This is a genomic window from Lentimicrobium saccharophilum, from assembly GCF_001192835.1.
Lineage (GTDB): Bacteria > Bacteroidota > Bacteroidia > Bacteroidales > Lentimicrobiaceae > Lentimicrobium > Lentimicrobium saccharophilum.
This window is the reverse complement of the sequence record NZ_DF968182.1, coordinates 977,173-1,000,633: the sequence shown is the minus strand read 5'-3', so window position 1 is coordinate 1,000,633 and position 23,461 is coordinate 977,173. Positions and strand designations below refer to the sequence as shown.

The following is a 23,461-nucleotide window of genomic DNA, read 5'->3' as shown; positions in this document are numbered from 1 at the left end:
AGAATACTATTGCTTAACGATCTTCTTAATCGAAACGCCCTTTTCGCTGATCAGTTTCAGCAGGTAGATGCCCGGCTGCAGACCGGCAAGCGAAACTTCAGCCATATCGGTTAAAAGCATTGTTTCCAGAACCATTTTCCCGTTCATTCCGGTCAGCTGCAATTCACACTGTGCGCCGTTTTCAATAAAGAGTGATCCTGAAACAGGATTGGGATAAGCCCGGAATGTAAATGTTTCTGCAGAGACAATTCCTACATTCGAAAGTACCGAAACATTGAAAATGTCTGTCACGCTCAGCCCGGCAGCGGTAGCCACAACAGAAACTTCGCCTGACCCGGAAGCATCTGCGCTAAAGGTGAGCAGCAGTTGATTCCCGGTAATCTCTGCAGCAATCAGTTCCGGATTGGAATTGCCTGCTATTTCATACGCAAGATCTCCCTGCACGGAGTAAAAATAATCGTCAAGCATTACAGTAACAGGATCTGCATTGAGGGCCACTTCATGATCGGGGAGCCAGGCTGTCAGCACTGGTCCCTGCGTATTCAGAACGGTAAGATTATCCATGCAGAAATAAGCCGGTGTGTTGATGCCATAGTCTCCCGAATCGGATGATTCGAGGATGAAATGGAGCGATTTCACCGCGCCAAGGGGCTGCAGGTCCACCCAGCGCCAGTCATCCTGAATATAGTCGAGGGCATTGTCTTCATTTCTGAAATCAGCCAGGTAGTGCGTAATCTCCTGGGTCACGCTGTTGTCGGCCCTTAGCCCCCATACTTTCAACCTGAACCAGTCAGGATCATTGCCGGACTCACCCCCGAACTTTTTGTTGAACAGGGTTCCGTCACGCATGGTAATGTAAGCCATATCCGTGTTGGCAACATAAAAGCCGCCAAACAGGACTTCACTTCCATCCGTCGTTTGAATTACCGAAGGAATGGGATCATAAGTCCCGGTCATCCAGTCGGAACTTACATAAGTAATGGCAAAGGCCGAAGAATCTGCTTCAATGCCTCCCCTGCTTACGGCAACAAACTGATCATCGTTGTATGTACCGTTCAGCGTTACCCTGTTCGAATAGGTAAAACCTGACCAGGAGCCCGAACTCCCTTCATAAAGGAAACTCAGGGATCCACTTGTAAAATTTCCGGCAGATTCAGGCAAAAAATAACTGTCGGGTTCAAGATTCAGATCTTCAAAACCGGCAACCTCATTCAACACATTGGCATTGATCACCGCCACCCCGTCCAGGTCAAAACCGCCCGAATTAAAAGGAGTCGGGAAAGGTTCGTTGACAATGTGGCCTTCTGAATCAAAAGTGGCATATTCAGGATCGATACAACCCACTGCATCAAGAATTCTGACAAAACGGATGGCAAAAAGATCCACCATCGGATCATACTCCAGATCGCTGAGATCGAAAGGGGTGCCGAATCCCTGGCGGTACTTGCCGGCGAGGTTGTGAATCATGGTGGGGTCCAGCTCATCCCAGGCACCTTTCTGAACATCAGATGGCGTCAGCGAAACTGATGGAAAGCGGCTGTAATTCACTCCATCGGAGCTCACTTCAATAAACGCAAGTTCAAGAAAAGTATCGCCGAATGAATTTTCAAAAACCGCGAAATCAGGGCCCGGACCATTCACGATCAGGCGGTCAAAAGTAAGGGTAGCCACCCCCCCGTCGCCAAGACTTACCACACCGGTTGAAGTACCCTCGCCCGGCCCCATGGCGTTATAATGCCGGCCATAGGAGGCCTTGTTTGAGCCAAGGTTATACACACCGGTATCGCTGATCTGGATATAACCGCGTACAACTTCGGCCCCGGTGGCCCATGACCGGATAATGCTGCTGTCCATGGCAATGGCAGTACTCCCGGGCTGTCCGGCAGCCGGTGCATAAGGGCCCTGTGCAAATGTTAATGAGGTGAGCAGTGTAAATACCGCAAAAAGTCTGGTTTTAATCATGATGAGTAAGATTAGGTAATAAGTCCGATAGTAATTAAGGGATAAATTATGCTGTCTTCAGCGCGGGGAAACGGTTAGCAACCAGTTCATATAGATAGAATATGGCGAAACCGTAAATCAGGTCACCTGCCAGGGTATTCCTGAAAAAAGGAACCGCTGCAGCGTAACAGGCGGCAAGTCCCCCGCCGGTGAGCGGATAAAGACCCCCGGAAAGCCAGACCCCAAAGTTGGAAATCAGAAAGAAAATAACCGAAGCCGACAGGGAGGTAACCAGCAGTCTTCCGGGTGATAACTTCCGCAGGGCAACGGAGCCCAGCATGACGATCAGGGCAAATGCAAGGTAGGTAAAAAAAGCGCCATCGTAAAAAGCAACCAGCCGTCCAAAGAAAGCATAGTTCAGGAACAGGTCGCTGATCCATACCGCAGCAAGCGGGATAAGATAAGCCGAAAAACGGCTTTTGTAGCGGGCACCTCCGAAAAGCGCAAGGGCCGCCACCGGCGAAAAGTTAAAGGGATGCGGCAACAAGCGACTGAAAGCCAGCATCAACACCAGGGCAGTGATTACAGCAAACTGCAGGGTGATTTTTCCATGGTTCATTGCAGGATTTTTTTAATTAATTTCTGAATCATTCAACGTTCTTCAACACATACAGCAGGCATACATGAAACTGATCCGCGCCATGCAGGCCGCACGCCTTTTCATTGCAGGTTGCGCAACTTCCGGCTTTGATCCTTTCAACAAATGGATTATGCAGTAACGCTGAAAACCTGATTCAAAAACGACCGGTAAAAAAAAGTGAATACGGCCAGGCTTTCCGACAAGCAGTTCATTCTCCGTAAACTGCAAAATCCACAAGGCAAATGGCAGGTCTTCTGGCTTACTCCGTTTGTTTTCAACGCCTTCCCGTCAGTTTGGGGATAGACAGTGGCATTCTGTTGAAACCGTTTAAAGAGCTTACAGCAGCGGGAACTGCAGCCGAATTGCACGACTTTCCCTATTATCCGTTTCCGGAACCATTGCCCTGCAAAAGTATGAAGATAGATTGATGGAATGCAAATATTTCAGGAAAAGTTTTTCCAACCAAGACCTAAATATCACAGCTTAAACACATTAAACCGGACAAATTAAAATCGGTCTTTATTACGCAACCTGAAAGGCACATACCAAATCCAGAATCCTGTAATGGTAAGCACCAGCAGGGCGAGGCCGGTAAGGCTGGTATAAATCAGTTTGATATACTCTCCGGGCAAACCCAGTGCATGACCGATGATGGAACCATCATGAAATTTTTCAATAATATCGGAACGGCGGCGCTCAATCTTCAGCAACCTGCCGGTTGCACCATCAAGCTGAATTCCGTAAAAGTGACCGGAAAAAACAAACTTCACCATTCCATGCTCTTTTCTGACATCAATCCTTTCAAGATCATGTGAAAGCCCCGGGGAAACCGAGTCGCTGAGGATGCTGCATGCATTTATGTACAAACTGTCAAGCGTCAGCCAATCCTTCAGTTCCGTTGAGGTACCCCTCACTGATTCCGGAAGCAGCCATCCCCCGCTGTGCTTTTTCCATCCCAGCATTAGTCCGGTGACAGAAACAATGATAAATACAGCAAACAGATAGATGGCTGACACACGGTGAATGCTCCTGAAAAATTTCAAACTCCTGGCCTGACGCTGCTGATGGATTCTCCGTTTCATCCTGCAAAGCTAAGAAGCCCGGGCTAACAACGGCATGAGAAATTCAGCAAATGATATAATTTAAAGAAATTTGACTACATAAAAGCATGGTTATCATGCAAAAAGGGGATAATCTGCGGTCATTGTGAAATAACAACTCCGGCATTGCCGCATACCAACTCAATGGATGGTCATATCCGTTTCACCCTGCTTCTGCCTTCCCTATAAAGAACTTCGAGGATACCGGAAGCGAACTCAAAGCGGTTGTTCAGGATCATTGCGGCAATAATATAAGGCTTGAAGCCAGCTTCCTTATAAGTCTGAATCCGGTACCGCTCAAATACACCGGCGGATACTTCGCCCCGCGCGCACGAAACCCCGGAGATATCAGCCGGAAGACAGTGCATATACAGCGCATTGCCATCACGGGTCAGTTTCATCATAGCTTCATTGCACTCCCAGTTAATGAATCGGGCATTGTTGGCCAGACATTCCTGTTCAAGCGCTTTCAAACCCTCTTTATCGCCTGTCTTAAGCAGCCCGGTGCGCTGTTCCATCACGGCATAGGGCGCCCAGCTTTTCGGATAAACAATGTCGGCGTCCCGGAAGGCTTCTTCCATGGTATTCACCACCCTGAAACTTCCGCCCGATGCCTTAGCCTGCCGCCCTGCCCTATCAACCACCTCCGGGATCAGGTTATAGCCTTCGGGAAAGGCAAGGTCAACCTCCATCCCGAACCGCGTCATCAGACCAATGATGCCCTGTGGCACGGAAAGCGGCTTTCCGTAGCTGGGCGAATAAGCCCAGGTCATCGCGATCTTTTTCCCTTTCAGTTTATCCAGCCCCCCGTAAAAATTGACCAGATGCAGCAAATCTGCCATGGATTGGGTGGGATGATCGATGTCGCATTGCAGGTTGATGATTCCCGGCCGCTGCGGCAACACGCCGTTGCTGAAACCGTCGTCGAGGGCAGCCCCCATCTCAAGCATATAGCGATGCCCCTCACCAAGAAACATGTCATCACGGATCCCGATAATATCGGTAAGGAAACTGATCATATTCGCTGTTTCCCTGACGGTTTCCCCATGGGCGATCTGCGACTTTGCCTCATCCAGGTCCTGCACTTCCAGACCAAGCAGGTTGCAGGCCGAAGCGAATGAAAAACGGGTACGGGTTGAATTATCGCGGAAATTAGATACCGCCAGTCCCGAGTCAAAGCACCGGGTGGAGATATTCCGGTCGCGCAGATACTTCAACTCGTCAGCTACCAGTAATGTTTGCCGGAGATCGTCCTCCGTCTTGTCCCAGGTCAATAAAAAGTCCCTGCCAAACAGTCCTGTTTTCAGACTGTTCAGTTCATCGGTCAGTTGCTGAAATGATTTCATAGATCAGTGATTAATTCCGGACTGGCCTCCCGCGTATTTCTCCCTGCAGGCTTTAACCGGAAAACAGTATTAATAATTGTACAACTATTCTGAGCATTAGTTTGCCTCGTGCCAGGATTTCAGGACCTCTGAAAAGCGAACGCATATGCGGCATAAAATGCAGAGGCTGTTACCAGATGCTCTACGGGCACTTTTTCATCGGGTGCGTGCGCCAGTATTTCATTGCCCGGCCCGAACCCGATAACCGGAATTCCGTATAATCCGTTGATGGTCACTCCGTTGGTTGAAAATGTCCATTTATCCACCAGCGGCTCCCTGCCAAACAATTCCCTGAAAGCCTTCACGCCTTGCATCACAGCCGGGTGATCTTCGGGGATTTTCCACGTGGGATAATATTTCTCCATTCCGTAACGCAGTCCGGTATATGCCATTTCATCGTAATGCAGCACTTCTGCAATGGCATCCATTCCTTTGATGATTTCCTCAATTTCGGCCACTGCCGTTGCTTTGGTTTCGCCCCAGGTCAGACGCCGGTCGAGGTGCAGACGGGCGAAGTCGGCGACTGCGCAAAGCGAAGGGCTGCCCGACCTGATTTCTGAAATGGTCACACTTCCTTTACCAAGGAATTCATCTGCAGGCAGGCGTTCGTTGAGCCTTTCAATTTCGAGGGCGGCACGGGCTGCGGCATAGATGGCATTCTTGCCGCGTTCAGGGGCGCTGCCGTGACAGGAAACACCGTTGAAGGATACAGCTATCTCCATGCGACCACGATGACCCCGGTAAATATTCAGATTGGTAGGCTCGGTGCTGATGACCACATCCGGCCTCAGCCCCTCCTCTTCCACCAGGTATTTCCAGCACAAACCATCACAATCTTCTTCCATAACACTGCCAACCACGTAAAGGGTCAGATCATCAGGAACACCGGTTTCCTTAAGGATACGCCCGGCTGTTACGGCAGCGGCGGGACCCCCTTTCTGATCCACGCTGCCCCGGCCATGTACAAACCCATCCCTGATCTCCCCCCCGAAGGGATCAAAGCTCCAGTTGGCGGCATTACCCACATCTACGGTATCCATGTGCCCGTCAATGGCAAGGATGCGCTTTCCGTTGCCGATGCGTCCGATTACATTCCCCAGCCCGTCAATCCGCACCTCATCAAATCCGGCTTCTTCCATCTGCCGCTTCAACTCCAGTTGCACCTCCCTTTCGTGCATGCTCACCGAACGGATCTGCACAAGCCTGGAAAGGTTTGATGCGGTATAATCCCTGTATTTGCCGGAGAGCGCGCTGATCCGATTATAAATTTCTTTCATAAAGTTTCTTCTTCTATGGGTGATGACTGATTTACCTAAGGGATGTTTTCGGTTTTCTTTCTGATTTCTTCAAGACTGAGCAACACAACCTCTGCCGTAGCCGGAAGCGAAAAAAGCGGCTCAAAGCGGTGGTCTCCGGCTGCTGAGATGGCGTCCTTGATGGCCAGCCATACCGAAAATGCAAGCATAAAGGGAGGTTCTCCCACGGCCTTGCTCTTGCGTATGGTGCCTGTATTGGGATAGTCACGGAGCAGTTCCACATTGAAAACTTCCGGAATATCACCGGCTGTTGGTATTTTGTATGTATCCGGTGAGTGGGAAAGTAACCGCCCTTTGTCGTCCCATTTGATCTCCTCGGTGGTGCACCAGCCCACCCCCTGGATAAATCCTCCCTCTATCTGGCCCAGGTCAATCTGTTCGTTAAGCGAATCTCCCACATCGTGCAGAATATCGCTGCGCAACAGCCGGTACATTCCTGTGAGCATATCTGTTTCCACCTCCGAAACAGCCATTCCGTATGCGTAATAATAAAACGGGTTTCCCCGACCGGTTTCCCGGTTGAAATGGATGCCCGGGGTTTTATAAAACCCGGTAGCACTCAGGCTTACCTGGGCCAGGTAGGCCGCCATAACCAGTTTCGGAAAGGAAATCCTGATTTCGGGCTCATCGGCGGTAAAAACAGCATCCTCCGCAAAAACGATCCCACCATGGTGCGGGTCTTTCGCCCCGGCTTTTATCAGTTCGGCGCAGGCGACCGGTTTCAGCCTGGCTTTAAGGGTTTCTATCGCATTCTTTACCGCCATGCCGTTCAGATCACTTCCCGAAGAGGCTGCTGTGGCAGAAGTATTCGGCACCTTTGAGGTGTTGGTCGAGCTTACTTTAATATGCCTGGCGGAAACACCTGATTCAGCAGCGGCAATCCCCAGAATCTTGGTATGCAGACCTTGTCCCATTTCGGTACCGCCATGGTTTACTTGTATGGTACCATCCTTGTAAATATTTACCAAAGCCCCGGCCTGATTCAGGAAAGCGGTGGTAAATGAGATCCCGAACTTAACCGGGGTAAGCGCCAATCCGCGCTTTTTCCAGCGGTGCCTGCCGTTGAAAATATCAATCTCAGCCCTGCGCTCTTCATACTTTGAGGAAATTAAGAGCCTCTCATATATAACGTGCAGGCGGTTATTAAGGATCAGCTCTCCGTATGGGGCCTGGTTACGTTCATCGATACCGTAGAAATTCAGTTTCCTGATGCCGGCAGCGTCCTTTTTCAGCAAACGGGCAATCCGGTCAACGGCATTTTCGATTACCGCCATGCCCTGGGGACCGCCAAAGCCGCGAAAGGCCGTGTTTGAAGGCAGGTTGGTCCTGTAAGCCCTTCCTGTAATGCTGATGTTCGGGATGTAATAGCCATTTTCGGCGTGAAACATGGCCCTTTCGAGTATGGCCAGGCTCAGGTCGGTTGCGGCACCCGCGTCACTGTTCAGTTCAACCTCATAAGCCAGTATCCTGCCTTCTTCATCATACCCAATACGGTATTTTGACAGAAAGCGGTGGCGCTTACCGGTCATAATCTGATCGTCGTCGCGAAAAAGGTGAATCTTTACCGGACGACCGGTGGCATTGGCAAGCAGGGCAGCCCAGGCGGCCACATGATTTGCCTGCGTTTCCTTGCCGCCGAAAGCGCCACCCATCCGGCGGACCTCCACCTCCACTTCATTCCGGGGAATGCCCAATACCTCCGCAACAATAGCCTGAGTCTCGGACGGGTTCTGACTGGAGGCATAAACCGTCATCTCCCTGCCCTCGCCCGGAACCGCCAGTGCCGACTGGGTCTCAAGATACCAGTGCTCCTGCGCCCCGGTCTCCAATATGCCTTCAAGTTTCAGCGGAGCCGTCTCCATGGCACCGGCAGCATCCCCGCTCAGGATATAACGGGGTGGTGCAATCAGGGCATTTTTGGCGATTGCATCCCTGAGCGTCAACACCGCATCAAGCGGCAAATATTCAATCCTGATAAGCCGCTCAGCTTCAAGGGCTGCCTCCTCATTCTCCGCAGCAATCAAAACAACCGCCTGCCCCGCAAAAGACACTTCACCTTCAGCCAGGCAGGGTTCATCATGCACAACCGGCCCCATCTGGTTCTTCCCGGGGATATCCTTTGCAGTGATGATCGCAGCAATACCGGGCACCCCGGCGGCCTTAGCGACATCAATATCATTGATGCGGGCATGCGCGTGCTTACTGTATACTACCCTTGCAACCAACTGCCCGGGGCCACTCTCCATATCGTTTACATACACCGAACGGCCGGTAACATGCCCGGTTGCACTGTTGTGTTTGAGGTCATGACTTTTCATCCTGCCAGCCCTTCCGTTTCAACAAAGAATTTCAGCAAGAGGTTACGGGCAATCAGGCTGCGGTAGGCAGCCCCTGCCCTGACATCGTTCAGGGGAGTGAATTCCTCTTCCAATAGCTTCATCGCCTGCCTGATCACCGCTTCAGACCACTCCTTTCCGGTAATAAAGCGTTCGGTGTTTACGGCCCTGACGGGTTGCGCCGCCATTCCACCGTAAGCAAGGATGATGCTTTCCACTGTCCCGTTTCGGGAATCCAATGAAAATCCGGCGCTTACGGTTGAAATATCAAGATCCCTGCGTTTGGATACTTTGTATGATGTGACAATGGTTCCCGGATGAGGTTTGGGGATAACGACCGCAGTAATCAGTTCGCCGGGCCCGAGGCAGGTCTTGCGGTAACCGGTAATAAAATCCCCGACCGGGACCATGCGTTCACCTGCTGCCGACTGAAGCTTTACTTGCGCCCGGTAAGCCATCAATACCGGCAGGGTATCACCGATGGGCGATGCCGAAGCAATGTTCCCGCCAAGGGTAGCCACGTTGCGGATCTGCAGGGAGCCGAACCAGTCAAGCATGTTTTTCAGGGCCGGCAGACAACCCGCGCTGGTTTGCCTGAGTGATTCTATGGTTAACCCTGTACCTATTACATAATGATCTTCAGATTCAGCAAAAAACCTCAACGCTTCCACATCTGAAATATCCAGCAAAACCGGCAACAACTCCTTTTTTTTGGTCTGCCGCAGCGCAAGGTCGGTGGCACCGGCAACAACCTGCGCTTCGGGAACTTCACGACGGAGATTCAATGCATCGCTCAGGGTGAAGGCTTTGTAATATGTCTGCTTCCCGCTAAGCAGTCTTAGCGGGATATCTGATTTCATGGCCTCAAGCTGCGCGGCAACATCAGCAGCGGTTGCCGAAAACTTATCGTTACCACCCGGTTTACAGGCTTCTGATGCCGCGGAAATAATAGACTGGTATCCTGTGCAACGGCATAGGTTTCCGGCAAGGGCCCGCTCAATCACTTTCTTGTCAGGGGCGCTGTGATTTTTATACAATCCGAAAAGGGACATCACAATACCCGGGGTGCAGTAACCGCATTGGCTGCCGTTGTGCGCAATCATTGCAGCCTGCACCGGGTGGAGGTGATCGCCTTCAGCGAGATGTTCAACCGTTATAAGTTGCTTGTTGTGCAAGGCAGGCAGAAACAGCAGGCAACTGTCCGCGGCTTTGTACACCAGCTTCCCCTCAACCACTTCCGCGATCACCACGGTACAAGCGCCGCAGTCGCCTTCGGCACATCCTTCCTTTACCCCTTTGTAACCGGGCAGGGAACGAAGATAATTAAGCACAGTGACAGAAGGAAGCAGCGCCGTTTCCTTTGAAAAATCCACTTCCACAAGCCGGTCATTCAGCAGAAACCTGACCTTGTTACCGGTAGCAGTCATTCTTATTTTCGTTTATTCTTAATGTCTATAAGCCTGGCCAGTATGCTGACGGCAATTTCGGCCGGTGTTTCGGCAGCAAAGGGGATGCCGATGGGCATATCCACTTTGCCGAGCACCTCCGGGTTGAGATGATGCTTATCCAGGGCACGGGCTTTTATTTCCGCAACTTTGCGTTTGCTGCCGATCATTCCCAGGTAGGCATAATCACGCGGGGCACAGGCGACCATCAGTTGTTCGTCGTACTCATGTTTGTGCGTGACAATGACAATATAGGTATGCTCCCCGTATTCAATGTTGTCAACAAACGGGATGTAATTGCCTGACAGGGTTTCTGTATCGGGAATGTTCCAGTTACTGAAAATGCCCTCCCGGTCATCAATCACAGTTGTACGGAAGCCGAATGACGGGGTGAAAGCGGCAAGGGCCTTCCCAACATGACCAGCTCCGAAAATATAGAGCCAGGGAACCACCCCGATGGGTTCAAAATAGATATCCATGGCGCCGCCACATTCCATGCTGAGGTCGTCAAGCAACTCAAAGTGCCTGGTAAACGGCACCCCTTTTTCAAGTGCCTGCAGGGCAATTTCCACTGCCTGATGCTCAACGGCACCGCCCCCGATGGTACCCTTTGAGGTGCCTCCGGCAAGAACAAGCATCTTGGTACCGGCCTTCCGGGGTGTTGAACCGGACGTTGCCGTAACAATACAGAGCACTCCGGGCTGCCCGCCCTCTTTTAAAGCCCTGAGATCATCAATAAAATCAATCATAGAATTCAAAATTCTGAAGGAAAGGCTAATTTAAGATAATTTCTCCTGAAACAGATGCGCTCCTGATAAAAAAAGAACAAAAGGAAACGTTCCGGAAACCGGAAAGCAAAATTCCGCCCGTCAGGACACTAAATAACTATTGCTTCCCGGCAAAAAACCCGCTCAAACTATAAAAAATGCCCCATTATGGGACACTGCGTCCTGAATTAAAACTATTTTCTCTTTACCGAACAAACTTATTCCCTCAGGAATAATTTATAATCATTCTATTTTAAATTTTTAATGCATTGATATACTGATTTTTGCAAATTTATATTTTAAAACTTTTAAATTCTGGCACGGTACATTCTGATCCGCTGGCACATTTTCTGACTTAATGCTATCAGGAAACAAACCGGGTAACACCGGAACCGAACCGGAAACAAACAACAAAAAAATAAACAACAAAAAACAACAAAACAATGAAAAAGGTAACTATCATTCTTACGGGGGTAATTCTGATGGCCATCAGCGCAATGAACGTTAACGCCCAGAACACAGCAACTGAAACCGCCGAGGCAAGTGCAACCATTCACCAGCATCTTTCACTTTCAAAGGACGTTGACCTCGCTTTCGGCGGAATCATCACCGATACCGACGGAGGTACCGTAGCAATTCCCGCTACTTCAGCCGGAACTCCCAACTACAACGGCCTTCCTGCTCAGCTTGCCACAACCACCTCTGCAGCTAAATTTACCGCCAGCGGCCAGGACGGTGCAACCTTCGACATCACCCTTCCCACCTCTGCTACAATTACAAATGGCTCGGAAAGCATGATCATTGACAATTTTATCAGCAGCACAGGAAACGACGGCGTTGTTCTCTCAGGTGGTGCTACCGAGTTCTTTGTCGGTGCAACCCTCAACATTGCCGCCGGACAGGCTGCCGGAGAATACACCGGAGAATTCGATGTAACTGTAACTTACGAATAATAAATAACAACTCATATTAAAAGGGTGTCGGTTTCCTTCACCCTTTTTTATTACCTTTTCAGTTCTTTACATAATCCAGTTTAACCATGATGACCCGAATCACAACCGCAGTGGCCTTATTCCTGCTGTTGTCCCTTGCAGGCCGGTCGCAGGTTTCGCTCACAGCACAGGCGTACGCCGAGGTAATGGAAGCCCTCTCGGCCACCGAAACCAGCCAGATGAACTTCGGCAGGTTTTCCACCCTGATGAACGGAGGGCAGGTAATCCTATCCCCTTCGGGAGAGCGGAGCAGCCAGGGATCGGTGATGCTGAACGGCGGATTTGCCCAGCCCGGCATCTTTACCGTTACCGGAGCGCCCGACGCCTCCTTCACCATTCAGCTGCCGCAGGGACCCGCCCTGCTTATGCACCAGGGAAGCAATAAATCAATGACCGTGGACGGATGGGCCTCGGACCCGCCGGCCGGAAATGGAAACATCATCCTGCAACAGGGACAGGAAACCGTCAGCATCGGGGCAACCCTGCAGGTCGGCCCCATAGAAGATAACCCCGTAGGTATGTACACTGGTTCATTCAGTCTTACCTTTGCCTACAACTGACCATTGCAGGCACCAGCAAAAAAGCGCAGCTCAAGCATGCGCTTTTTTATTTTTACAGAATGTATCAGCTAGGAAGTGTTCAGGTGTTTATGTGTTCAGGTGTTTAAGTGTTCAAGTGCTCAGGTGCTTAGCGAAGCGGAGTCCCGAAACTGCGGGATTCAGGTGTGTAAATGTGAGAATGTGGAAATGTGGAAATATGTAAATGGAATCCGGTTGGCGCGGACGTCCTCGTCCGTGACCATACCCATTCAACAGTTGGCGCGGACGTCCTCGTCAGTGCCTGCATGGCCCTTCAACTTAAAACCAATCCCCACACCAATAAACCAGATTTGCCAGGAAGACTTGATTGTCTGTTTGTTGAATAATGAGGTCAGATGTACCGGATCCTGTTCCTTTGAAAGTCACTGGAACGCGTCGGAACCTGTCTTAGGGCACGGTGCTGCCCGGGTATCGGGGATGCGCACACACTCATTCATAACATTCGTGCATTCGTGGCAATCTTTAATTGCCTGCCTTTTTCTGTTTACGCGGATGTCCACGTCCGTGCCTATTCATCTTAGAACCAACCCTGTTGGCGCGGACATCCTCGTCCGTGCCCTTTCAACTTATAATCAATCCGCACTCTATTAAATCAGACTAGCCAGAAAGACATGACAAGTCAAAAAGAAGACTTGATTGGTCTGTTTGTTGAATAATGAGGTCAGATGTACCGGATCCTGTTCCTTTGAAAGTCACTGGAACGCGTCGGAACCTGTCTTAGGGCGCGGTGCTGCCCGGGTATCGGGGATACGCACACACTCATTCATAACATTCGTGCATTCGTGGCAATCTTTAATTGCCTGCCTTTTTCTGTTTACGCGGATGTCCACGTCCGTGCCTATTCATCTTAGAACCAACCCTGTTGGCGCGGACCTCCTTGTCCATGCCCGTGCCCATTCATTTGTTGGCGCAGACGTCCTCGTCCGTGCCAGTTCACCTTAAAACCAAGCCCTGGGCCATTATATCAGTGTAGCTTAGAAGACCTAACAAACTGGAAGATAACTTGTCAGGTCGGTTCATTGATGATAGCAGCCTAAATCTGCAGGGAAGTCAGGAATTTAGGGGACGGCAATTCGAAATCCGCTCCCGATTGCCATCGGGACCAAAATCCGAACCGGAGCAAAGCGGAGCTCACCGAAGATGAATCCGAAATTCTGCGAATCCTGCGTTGTAGCCTGTCGGAAAACGCCTGCTAACAAGATTATGTTTTTCTTTGTAATCCCAGTAACGTAAGGAAGTGCGTAAAAATTTTCAGCATTCGCATAAGCGGCCTTCTAAAGTTGACCTTCAAAGGCTTAAACTTAAAGGAATGAATGGCCAACTTAAAAATGAAACAATGGTCAAGTTTAGGCAGCCGCATTGCGAATGCGCGGCCCCGCGGCCTGAGCGGATAAAAAGATGAAAGTCAACAGTTTGTGCTGACATCACTGAACATAGATTGGAACATCAGTAGAAAGAAGACCTGACAAGCCGGAAGAAGACTTGTTAGGTCAGTCCCCGGTTGGCAGCGAAAGCAAAAAAACGATAATAATATTTTTAAATAAGTCCCATCTCGGGACAGTCGGTAAAATATCGGGACAATTCCAGCCCCTGAGATTCCGTGGAGAACGGGAAATATAATTTAGAATAATTCTATTCAACAATTTTATTTCCCTTATTTTCAACGTATTAAGATTTTTACAAAAAAATTATTCCACTTTGGCACGGTACACAAACAGCGAATGGCACATTTTCTGACTTAATGCTATCAGGAAACAAACCGGGTAACACCGGAACCGAACCGGAAACAAACAACAAAAAAAATAAACAACAAAAAACAACAAAACAATGAAAAAGGTAACTATCATTCTTACGGGGGTAATTCTGATGGCCATCAGCGCAATAAACGTTAACGCCCAGAACACAGCAACTGAAACCGCCGAGGCAAGTGCAACCATTCACCAGCATCTTTCACTTTCAAAGGACGTTGACCTCGCTTTCGGCGGCATCATCACCGACACCGACGGAGGTACCGTAGCAATTCCCGCTACTTCAGCCGGTACTCCCAACTACAACGGCCTTCCTGCTCAGCTTGCCACAACCACCTCTGCAGCTAAATTTACCGCCAGCGGCCAGGACGGTGCCACCTTCGACATCACCCTTCCCACCTCTGCTACAATTACAAATGGCTCGGAAAGCATGATCATTGACAATTTTATCAGCAGCACAGGAAACGACGGCGTTGTTCTCTCAGGTGGTGCTACCGAGTTCTTTGTCGGTGCAACCCTCAACATTGCCGCCGGACAGGCTGCCGGAGAATACACCGGAGAATTCGATGTAACTGTAACTTACGAATAATAAATAACAACTCATATTAAAAGGGTGTCGGTTTCCTTCACCCTTTTTTATTACCTTTTCAGTTCTTTTCATAATCCAGTTTAACCATGATGACCCGAATCACAACCGCAGTGGCCTTATTCCTGCTGTTGTCCCTTGCAGGCCGGTCGCAGGTTTCGCTCACAGCACAGGCGTACGCCGAGGTAATGGAAGCCCTCTCGGCCACCGAAACCAGCCAGATGAACTTCGGCAGGTTTTCCACCCTGATGAACGGAGGGCAGGTAATCCTATCCCCTTCGGGAGAGCGGAGCAGCCAGGGATCGGTGATGCTGAACGGCGGATTTGCCCAGCCCGGCATCTTTACCGTTACCGGAGCGCCCGACGCCTCCTTCACCATTCAGCTGCCGCAGGGACCCGCCCTGCTTATGCACCAGGGAAGCAACAAAATAATGACCGTGGACGGATGGGCCTCGGACCCGCCGGCCGGAAACGGAAACATCATCCTGCAACAGGGACAGGAAACCGTCAGCATCGGGGCAACCCTGCAGGTCGGACCCATAGAAGATAACCCCGTAGGTATGTACACTGGTTCATTCAGTCTTACCTTTGCCTACAACTGACCATTGCAGGCACCAGCAAAAAAGCGCAGCCCAGACCTGCGCTTTTTTCCCAAAAATCAATCAGTTTTATCATCAGTGACTTTTACGTTATGAAGGATGCAAAGAGAAACTCCTTTGGCAGTTTCGGTCAAATAACGTAAGTTTGAATCCTCAAAACGTACACCCATGAAAAGAATAAAAAGCATCTGTTTGTCTGCATTGCTGCTGACGTTGTCACTCCTTTCAATCCTTCCGTCCGCTGCATTTGCCCAGGGCGATCTGCTGATTACGCCCCGCCGGGTGGTATTTGAAGGAAGCAAGCAATCGCAGGAGCTGACCCTGGCCAACACCGGCAGGGATACCGCCAGGTACAATGTATCCTTTGTGCAGTACCGGATGAATGAGAACGGATCTTTCGAGCAGATTGAGGAACCGGATTCCGGACAATACTTTGCCGATAAATACCTGCGCTTCTTTCCCAGATCGGTCACCCTGGCTCCGGGAGAATCACAGGTAGTAAGGATGCAGTTCCGGCGCATGCCGGACATGGAGCCGGTTGAATACCGCTCGCATGTCTATTTCAGAGCGGTACCCAAAGAAACCGCGCTGGGCGAAGAACCGCAGCAGGACAGCACTTCCATAGGCATCCGGCTGATCCCGATATTCGGGATTACCATTCCTGTTATCATCCGTCCGGCAGAACTTTCGGCAACTACCGAACTAAGGGAAATTATTCTGGATACAAAATCTGATACAATCCCTTATTTATCGGTTACTTTTCACCGTTCCGGCGATAAATCTGTCTACGGAGACCTTACCGTCAGTTGGATTCCTGATAAGGGACCGGCTGTTGAAGTCGGGATTGTCAGGGGCATAGCCGTGTACACTCCCAATAAGGTTCGCCGGTTTAAAATGCAACTGCTTAAGAACGAAGAAATTGATTACACCAAAGGCAAACTGCTGGTACGCTACCAATCGCCGGGCGACCTGAAACCGGAGGTGTATGCAACGCGGGAGATATCCCTGCAATAGCATAAATGCGACCGGGATACCGGCACATTAACACCAGACTGATCTATGGGAATTGCGAAAAGAGCCGAGAAACTGAACATCAACTGCCAAAAACCCGGCCATGTTACTGCACGGCACCACAATTCTTCAGAGAAAAGCATTACTTACAAGGGTTGGTTTTCTATCATTACGGGCAGCATCAGGATATCCTTCACGCTCTTTTACCTGCTGTCCCTTCTTCTCTTTTTGTCCCATTCCCGGAATATTTACGCACAACCACAGTCGCAGACTTTTACATCCAGTGGCAATTTTACTGTTCCGGCAGGGGTTACACAGGTAGTCGTGGAGTGCTGGGGTGGCGGCGGTGGTGGCGGCCGGGCCCGCGGCAATCCGGCCACTGGCGGAGGCGGCGCCGGCGGGAGCTATGTCAGGAGCACCCTGAATGTCGGTCCCGGAGACAGCTATCAAGTTAGTGTTGGGGCCGGCGGATCAGGGGGAAACGGTACAGGGACAACAACACAACATGGCCGTGACGGAGGCGACAGCTGGTTCGGATCGGCTTCAACAATCATCGCCAAAGGCGGCGCCGGCGGGCAAAGTGCCGGAAATGTCAATAATTCAAACGGGCTCCCTGGAGTTGGCTCTTCCATTGGTTGCATTGGCGATATTGTCTATGCCGGAGGAAGTGGTTCACAGGGGGATTATACCAGTGGAAGCGGCTACAGCGGCGCCGGTGGCGGCGGCGCGGGATCAACCGGCCCGGGAGGCAATGCCATCAACGGGTCGGGCGGCACCGGCACATCCCTGAATGGCGGCAATGGCGCCAACGGAGTCGGGAACAACACTGCAGGCTCAGCCGGCAGCGCTTATGGCGGAGGTGGATCAGGTGGAAAAGCCAATACCAGTAGTGACCGTAACGGCGGCAGCGGTGCAAACGGACTGGTGCTGGTAAGCTGGACGCTACCCCCTTCACTAATTTCATCTTCATCAGGTATCGACTTTGGATTTGTCCCTGCCGGGACAGTTTCGGCAGTCTCATCCTATTCAATCAGCAGTCCATACCTGATTGGCGCGCCGGGTAATATTTCCGTTACAGCACCTTCAGCTTTCGAAATTTCCCTTTCATCTTCTTCCGGCTTCGGATCTTCCCTGAACATTCCTTTCACTGGCAGTATACTGGAATCCACGACCATTTACGTCAGGTTTGCCCCGACAATATCCAACATGGTTTATAACGGATCCATCAGCCATTCCGGAGGAGGTGCCAGCCTGGAATTGGCCGTTACGGGAAACACCATTCCTGCGTATTGCACCCCCACCTATTCCATAGGAACCAACGACGGAGATTATATTTCACTCGTTCAACTGGGCAGCATCAACAATGCTACCGGCCGCCTCGCAGCACCATACTATTTTTATTACAGCGATTTATCCACCGACCTTACGGCTGGCGCTTCGTACACCATAACTTTAAGTGCGGGGACCTATCCCTCAGCCAATAACATTACGGTCTGGATAGATTACAACCAGGACGGTGTTTTTGAAGAATCTGAAAAACTGGGCAATGTAACCCTGGGGGCTGCCCCGGCCACGGGAACCATCAATTTCACAATACCTGCAGGAGCAGTCAGCGGCACTACCCGCATGCGGGTGCGCGAGGTCTGGAACACTTCTAACCAGGACCCCTGCACAGGTTATTCATACGGAGAAGCAGAAGATTACAATGTAAATATCCTTGCATGTGACCTTTCCGTATCTGCAATCGCAACTGAGACCTGCCTGGGTTCACCTTCGGGAACCGGCACCATAACTGCCGAAGGCATCGATGGCACCCCTCCATATACATACAGCCTCAACGGAGGTGCTTACCAATCATCAGGTATATTTACAGGATTGGCTGCAGGTTCATATCTGATTTCAGCGAGGGATTTTCATAATTGCGAAGCCTCAACCACCGTCTCTGTAAGTGATCCGTCAATTTCGGGCGACGATCAGACTATTGCCGGTACAGATGCCTGGAAAGGACATTTTTATGACGGGACGAATTTCAACAGTTATATGGGTCATTTTGATGAAACAGAACTGTTTGACCAGAATTTCGGAGGAAACCAAAATTGCTTCGAAGTCATTTCCAGCGCAGCGACCCGATCAGTTTACACCGAAACCTTCTCGGTGCGTTACCGGATGAATTCCACCGGAAAGGGGCTCTATATTGCTGATTTTGGTTCAGACGACGGAAGCCGCCTGTTTGTGGACGGCCAGGAGGTTTATAACGACTGGAGCGACCATGCCTTCCGTTCCCGCCCCCGGGTGCTGTTCAGTTTGAGCGGCAGCAGCAATCTGGCTTATGAATTTTACGAAAACAGTGGCGCCAACCGCGTGGTCTTCCAGAATCTCACCCAATTAATAGAAAACAGCCTGACTGTCAACACGGAACAAACTCTCTGCACCGGAGAGACGGGCGCTGCCATCAGCGGCGATGTATTCGGAGCCCTTCCTTCCGGCATTACCCCTGAGGAAACAGGCTATCAATGGACTTACAGTACCTCCCCCGATGGTGCACGCACAGCCATCACCGGCGCCACTGCGGCCAACTATGCGCCTAACACAGCGGTCGCTCCTTTCAATGTGCCGGGAACTTATTATATTTATCGCAATGCCAGCCTGAGGAGTACCAACAATGTATCACCCAACCCTTACATTGCGGTCAACGAATCCAATGCGGCCGTTATCACCGTGGAAGTACCTCCTGAAATCACTGTACAACCGGAGGATCAAACGGTTTGTCAGGGCGCTCCGGCCGTTTTTGAAGTCACTGCTTCCGGAGCCGGACTTTCATACCAGTGGTACACCGGCAACGGATCCTTGTGGTGGCCGCTGAATGAAGGCGGAAATTACGCCGGCACCAATACTGCCTCGCTCACCATCAGCAATACCGACACCTGGATGAGCGGACAGCAATTCCGCGTTGTGGTAAGCCGAAGCACAGGCTGCCAGACTACTTCCGATGCAGCCACCCTTACGGTGAATGCCTCTCCTTCCATATGGAATCAACCGCAGAGCCAAACCCTGTGCGAAAACGGTAACACCTTCTTCGATGTCAATTCTTCCGGAACGGCATTTCAATGGCAGGTCAATACCGGAGGTGCCGGGTGGACAGATGTTACGGATGAGCCACCATATTCAGGATCAAATACACGAACCCTTCAACTGACAAATACCCCGGTCCTCCTTTCGGGCAATATTTACCGGGTAATCGTATATACCGGGAGCTGTTCAGTCGTTTCTGAGGAAGTGTCCCTCACGGTAAATTCATTACCTGTGATTGTTGATCATCCTCAGCCGGCCGTATCCTGCGTCAACGGTGATGCCATATTTGAAGTCACCGCCTCAGGAGAAGAATTAACCTACCAATGGCAGACATTCGGAGGCAGTTGGTACGATATCAGTGATGGAGGGATGTATGCCGGCACATCTACCAATCAGTTGACTGTGATGAATACCCAGATGTGGCAGGATGGCTATCGTTTCAGGGTTTTGGTAAGTTCAGCCTCCGTATGCACTGCGGTAAGCGATGAAGCCGGTCTTACGGTTACCAGCCAGCCCGATATTTCCATTATATATCCGGGAACCCCTTACTGTAACGGCATTACGAATCCGCAACCTGTGGTCATTAACGGCCCCATGGGGGGAATCTTCTCTGCCATACCCGCAGGTCTTGCGCTGGATGCCGTTACCGGTGACATCACCCCATCGGCAAGTGCACCAGGCTCTTATACCGTAACTTATTTCTACGCGGGTTGCGGCGGACTGACCGCCACCACCACGGTTGAAATCACTGAAGGTTTACCTGCTGCTGTGAGCATCACTGCCGATCCGAACCCCTTCTGTCAGGGCGCTGCCGTAACATTTACCGCCACCCCGGCAAACGGCGGACAAAACCCCGTTTATCAGTGGAAACGTAACGGCATCAATGCCGGACAAAACAGCCCGGTCTGGATTCTTGAAAATCCGCAACCCGGCGATGTCGTTTACTGCGAAATGATATCCGATGATCCATGTTCCGGCGGAAATGTGGCCACTTCAAACACCCTTGTATTGTCAGCTGCTGCTGCCCTCAGCAACAACAGCCTGAATATTGAATACGGCAATCATGGATCGGTATGCGCCACAGCCAATGAAAACTCAAGCGCCAACATGAGCGTTCCGGCGGGAACTGTAATCGTGCATATTGAATTTGCCAGCTATGGCACACCAAACGGCAGCTGCAACAGTTTTACCTATGGCAGCTGCCATGCAAATACCAGTTATAGCGTTGCCGAGACCTACCTCCTGGGCAACAACAGCGCCGTAATTCCCGCGACCAACGGCGTTTTCGGTGATCCCTGCGTCGGAACTTACAAAAGACTTTACATCCAGGCGATCTACGGAGAACCCATCTGTACCGGGTCCACCCCCGGCCAGATCAGCGGATCCATGCCTGCCGGCGGCGATGGAAACTACACCTATCTCTGGGAAAGCAGCACCACGGGGCCATTGTCCGGATTCGCCCCTGCCCCCGGTATCAATGACCAGCAGCATTATACCCCCGAACCACTGAGTGCCACAACCTGGTTCCGGCGCACCGTCTATTCTGCCGGATGTTCAGATATTTCAAGGGTGTTGCTGATTCCCGTTTCGGGACAAAATGCCTGGACGGGAGATACAGACACCGACTGGAACAATCCGGGAAACTGGAGTTGCTATATTCCCAACCTGACCACCGATGTCACACTGAGCAGCGGACTATCGAATTATCCGGTTCTTTCCGCAGGCAGCCCTGGCATGGTCAGAAATCTGACCATTGAATCCGGCGCTTCACTGACTGTTTCCGGAAATACGATGCAGATTGCCGGAGCAATCAGCAATAACGGGACTTTTGATGCCACAGCAGGGAGCATCGAAATGAAAGGGAGTGTGCTGCAGGTAATTCCTCCGTCCACCTTCCTGATCAATACCATCAAAGATCTGATTATCAGCAACAGTCAGGGAGTATCCCTGACAGGCGAACTGAACATTCTGGGCTATGTAAAAGCCGCGGAGGGCAACCTTAACGCGGACGGCTACCTGACCCTTATCTCCTCCGAAACACAAACCGCCCTGATTGACGGAAGCGGAAATGGCGATGTTACCGGCGAGGTGCACATGCAGAGATACCTCTCATCCGCTTTCGGATATAAATATTTGAGTTCTCCATTTTCGGATGCGACGGTAGCAGGGTTCGGCGAAGAAACCGACCTGGGCGCATCCTTTGCTGAATTTTACCGGTACGATGAAGACCGTGAGTCAACAGGCTGGGTTGCTTATACCGATCCGGCGGCTCCACTTTCTCCCATGTCCGGCTACGCGGCCAATACAGGCTCAACGCCAGCTCCGATGCTGATGAGCCTGACAGGCCGGGTGAACAACGGAGTGCTGACGCCGGTCGCCCTTTACAATCATGACAAAACATACACCAGAGGTTTCAATCTGGTCGGGAACCCCTACCCTTCGCCCATCAACTGGGATGCTGCTGAAGGATGGGTACGTTTAAATATTGATGATGCCGTTTATTTCTTTGATGCAGGCGGCGCCGACCGTTATGCAGGGACCTACAGCACCTACATCAACGGCATATCAAGCGATGGTTCGGCCGGGCCAGTGATAGCTTCCATGCAGGGGTTCTTTGTGCATGTGAGTGACGGCGCTTATCCGGTGGAAGGTCAGTTTGGCATGGATAACCGGGTAAGGGTGAATAACCTGTCTGCGGCATATCATAAAAATACAGAAATTGAGTACCGCCCCCTGATCAGGCTGAGTGCAGCCTATGAAGCGTCGGGGGAAAATATCGACCACCTTGCCGTGTATTTTGTTGAAAATGCAACACCCGGGTTTGATTCCGGCCTTGACGCCATCAAACTCGAAAACACAGACCCCGAAGTACCCAATTTTTATTCAATTACAGAATGCGGACGAAGACTCTCCATCGGCGCCTGGCCACTCTCGCAGGCGCATGAGATTCCCCTGGGGATTAAAACGGAGGAGCAGGGAATGCTTACCTTTAGCCTGATTTCGGAAGAGAACCTGCCGCAGGGGAAACGGGTATATTTAAAAGACAAGGCAAACGGCACGGTTCAGGACCTTAAACTGAAGTCCGCCTATAAAACCAGCCTGGCGGCGGGTGAAGTGAATGAGCGGTTTACGCTGTTACTCAGTGATTATGACCTCTCGCAGGAAACCTTCGGCAGTGGCAGTGCGGATGCCATGGTCAGGGACGGATTGATTTATGCGATTATAAGGCTCAGGGATGAGCAGGTGGAAATAAAATTACACAATATGGCCGGTCAGCAGCTTATGGAGCGCACCCTTTACGGGGAAGGCGAGCACAGGCTGGGGCAGGCACCCGCTCCGGGCGTTTACATCATAAGTGTATTCACCGGCATGGGCACCATTTCAAAAAAGATTCTGGTACAATGATGAATCCGAAGATAAGAACCATTTATAAGATATCCTTTCAACTGCTATTGCTTATACTGCTGGCTTTTACCGCCAGGGGGCAGGAAGATCCGCCCCGTCCGATGAAGGTTTCAACTTACCAGCACCTGAGTTTTGGCGCATTCATCAACGGCAGCAGCGGAGGGACCATCACCATCGATCCGGGGGGCTCACGCAACATCACCGGAGATATAATCCCCATCTATCATGGATATCAGTACCATCCGGCAATTTTTGAAGTGGAAGCCAACGCAGGTGTGGTCATCAGCATATTAAACGGCCCCGACATTACCCTTACCGGCAGCAATGGCGGCAGCATGCAGCTGCACCTCGGACAAAGCCTGCCCGTTTCGCCCTTTATCAATTCCACTCATCCGCCTTTCAAAACACAAATCATGGTAGGCGGCACGCTGATGGTGGGAAATTTCCTGGCAAACCCTCCCGGGGATTACACCGGGCAGTTCTTTATTACCTTTATTCAGGAATAATCACGATAGGCTG

15 protein-coding genes and 1 riboswitch are annotated in these 23,461 nt (G+C 50.9%); of the genes, 7 read left to right on the top strand and 8 right to left on the bottom strand.

All coding sequences use genetic code 11. The annotated features are described in order from the left end of the window. Positions 1-6 precede the first annotated feature (6 nt). The 8 genes from TBC1_RS03635 to TBC1_RS03600 form a co-directional block, all read right to left on the bottom strand. Positions 7-1,962, bottom strand: a complete 1,956-nt coding sequence (locus tag TBC1_RS03635; protein ID WP_062038656.1) for a DUF4465 domain-containing protein — start codon at positions 1,960-1,962, stop codon at positions 7-9. A 46-nt stretch (positions 1,963-2,008) separates the two neighbouring features. Next, positions 2,009-2,560: a DUF6580 family putative transport protein gene (locus TBC1_RS03630; RefSeq protein WP_062038653.1), complete on the bottom strand. Its 552-nt coding sequence runs from the start codon at positions 2,558-2,560 to the stop codon at positions 2,009-2,011. 247 nt (positions 2,561-2,807) lie between these two features. Beyond that, positions 2,808-2,996, bottom strand: a riboswitch (cobalamin riboswitch). Positions 2,997-3,087: 91 nt separating this feature from the next. After that, complete coding sequence (locus tag TBC1_RS03625) at positions 3,088-3,663, bottom strand: PepSY-associated TM helix domain-containing protein (protein WP_062038650.1); 576 nt, start codon at positions 3,661-3,663, stop codon at positions 3,088-3,090. A gap of 170 nt (positions 3,664-3,833) precedes the next feature. Beyond that, on the bottom strand, positions 3,834-5,027 hold the full coding sequence (gene ygeW, locus TBC1_RS03620) for a knotted carbamoyltransferase YgeW (RefSeq protein ID WP_062038647.1): 1,194 nt from the start codon (positions 5,025-5,027) through the stop codon (positions 3,834-3,836). A 119-nt stretch (positions 5,028-5,146) separates the two neighbouring features. After that, the gene (locus TBC1_RS03615) at positions 5,147-6,343 is read right to left on the bottom strand and encodes a YgeY family selenium metabolism-linked hydrolase (protein WP_062038644.1); all 1,197 of its coding nucleotides are present in this window, start codon (positions 6,341-6,343) and stop codon (positions 5,147-5,149) included. A 35-nt stretch (positions 6,344-6,378) separates the two neighbouring features. Then, on the bottom strand, positions 6,379-8,700 hold the full coding sequence (gene xdhB / locus TBC1_RS03610) for a xanthine dehydrogenase molybdopterin binding subunit (RefSeq protein WP_062038641.1): 2,322 nt from the start codon (positions 8,698-8,700) through the stop codon (positions 6,379-6,381). Beyond that, positions 8,697-10,145, bottom strand: coding sequence for a xanthine dehydrogenase small subunit (gene xdhA / locus TBC1_RS03605; RefSeq protein ID WP_062038638.1), 1,449 nt, complete (start codon positions 10,143-10,145; stop codon positions 8,697-8,699). Before xdhA ends, xdhB begins: the two co-directional genes overlap by 4 nt. A 2-nt stretch (positions 10,146-10,147) precedes the next feature. Next, the gene (locus tag TBC1_RS03600; RefSeq protein ID WP_062038635.1) at positions 10,148-10,912 is read right to left on the bottom strand and encodes an XdhC family protein; all 765 of its coding nucleotides are present in this window, start codon (positions 10,910-10,912) and stop codon (positions 10,148-10,150) included. 461 nt (positions 10,913-11,373) lie between these two features. Between TBC1_RS03600 and TBC1_RS03595 the strand changes: the two genes are divergently transcribed. The 7 genes from TBC1_RS03595 (at position 11,374) to TBC1_RS03565 (ending at position 23,448) form a co-directional block, all read left to right on the top strand. Further along, positions 11,374-11,883, top strand: coding sequence for a DUF4402 domain-containing protein (locus TBC1_RS03595; RefSeq protein WP_082189466.1), 510 nt, complete (start codon positions 11,374-11,376; stop codon positions 11,881-11,883). Positions 11,884-11,969: 86 nt separating this feature from the next. Further along, the gene (locus TBC1_RS03590; protein ID WP_062038629.1) at positions 11,970-12,482 is read left to right on the top strand and encodes a DUF4402 domain-containing protein; all 513 of its coding nucleotides are present in this window, start codon (positions 11,970-11,972) and stop codon (positions 12,480-12,482) included. A 1,866-nt stretch (positions 12,483-14,348) separates the two neighbouring features. Then, positions 14,349-14,858 carry a DUF4402 domain-containing protein gene (locus TBC1_RS03585; RefSeq protein WP_062038626.1) on the top strand — a complete coding sequence of 170 codons (510 nt, stop codon included), beginning with the start codon at positions 14,349-14,351 and terminating at the stop codon, positions 14,856-14,858. Between the two features lie 86 nt (positions 14,859-14,944). After that, the gene (locus TBC1_RS03580) at positions 14,945-15,457 is read left to right on the top strand and encodes a DUF4402 domain-containing protein (RefSeq protein ID WP_062038623.1); all 513 of its coding nucleotides are present in this window, start codon (positions 14,945-14,947) and stop codon (positions 15,455-15,457) included. Positions 15,458-15,622: 165 nt separating this feature from the next. Beyond that, positions 15,623-16,468, top strand: a complete 846-nt coding sequence (locus TBC1_RS03575; RefSeq protein ID WP_062038619.1) for a fimbrial biogenesis chaperone — start codon at positions 15,623-15,625, stop codon at positions 16,466-16,468. 45 nt (positions 16,469-16,513) lie between these two features. Beyond that, entirely contained in the window at positions 16,514-22,942 is a 6,429-nt protein-coding gene (locus TBC1_RS03570) for a GEVED domain-containing protein (protein ID WP_062038616.1), read from the top strand. Then, positions 22,939-23,448 (top strand): DUF4402 domain-containing protein, encoded by a 510-nt coding sequence (locus tag TBC1_RS03565; protein WP_062038614.1) that lies wholly within the window; start codon positions 22,939-22,941, stop codon positions 23,446-23,448. The genes TBC1_RS03570 and TBC1_RS03565 overlap by 4 nt, the downstream gene beginning before the upstream one ends. Positions 23,449-23,461 lie beyond the last annotated feature (13 nt).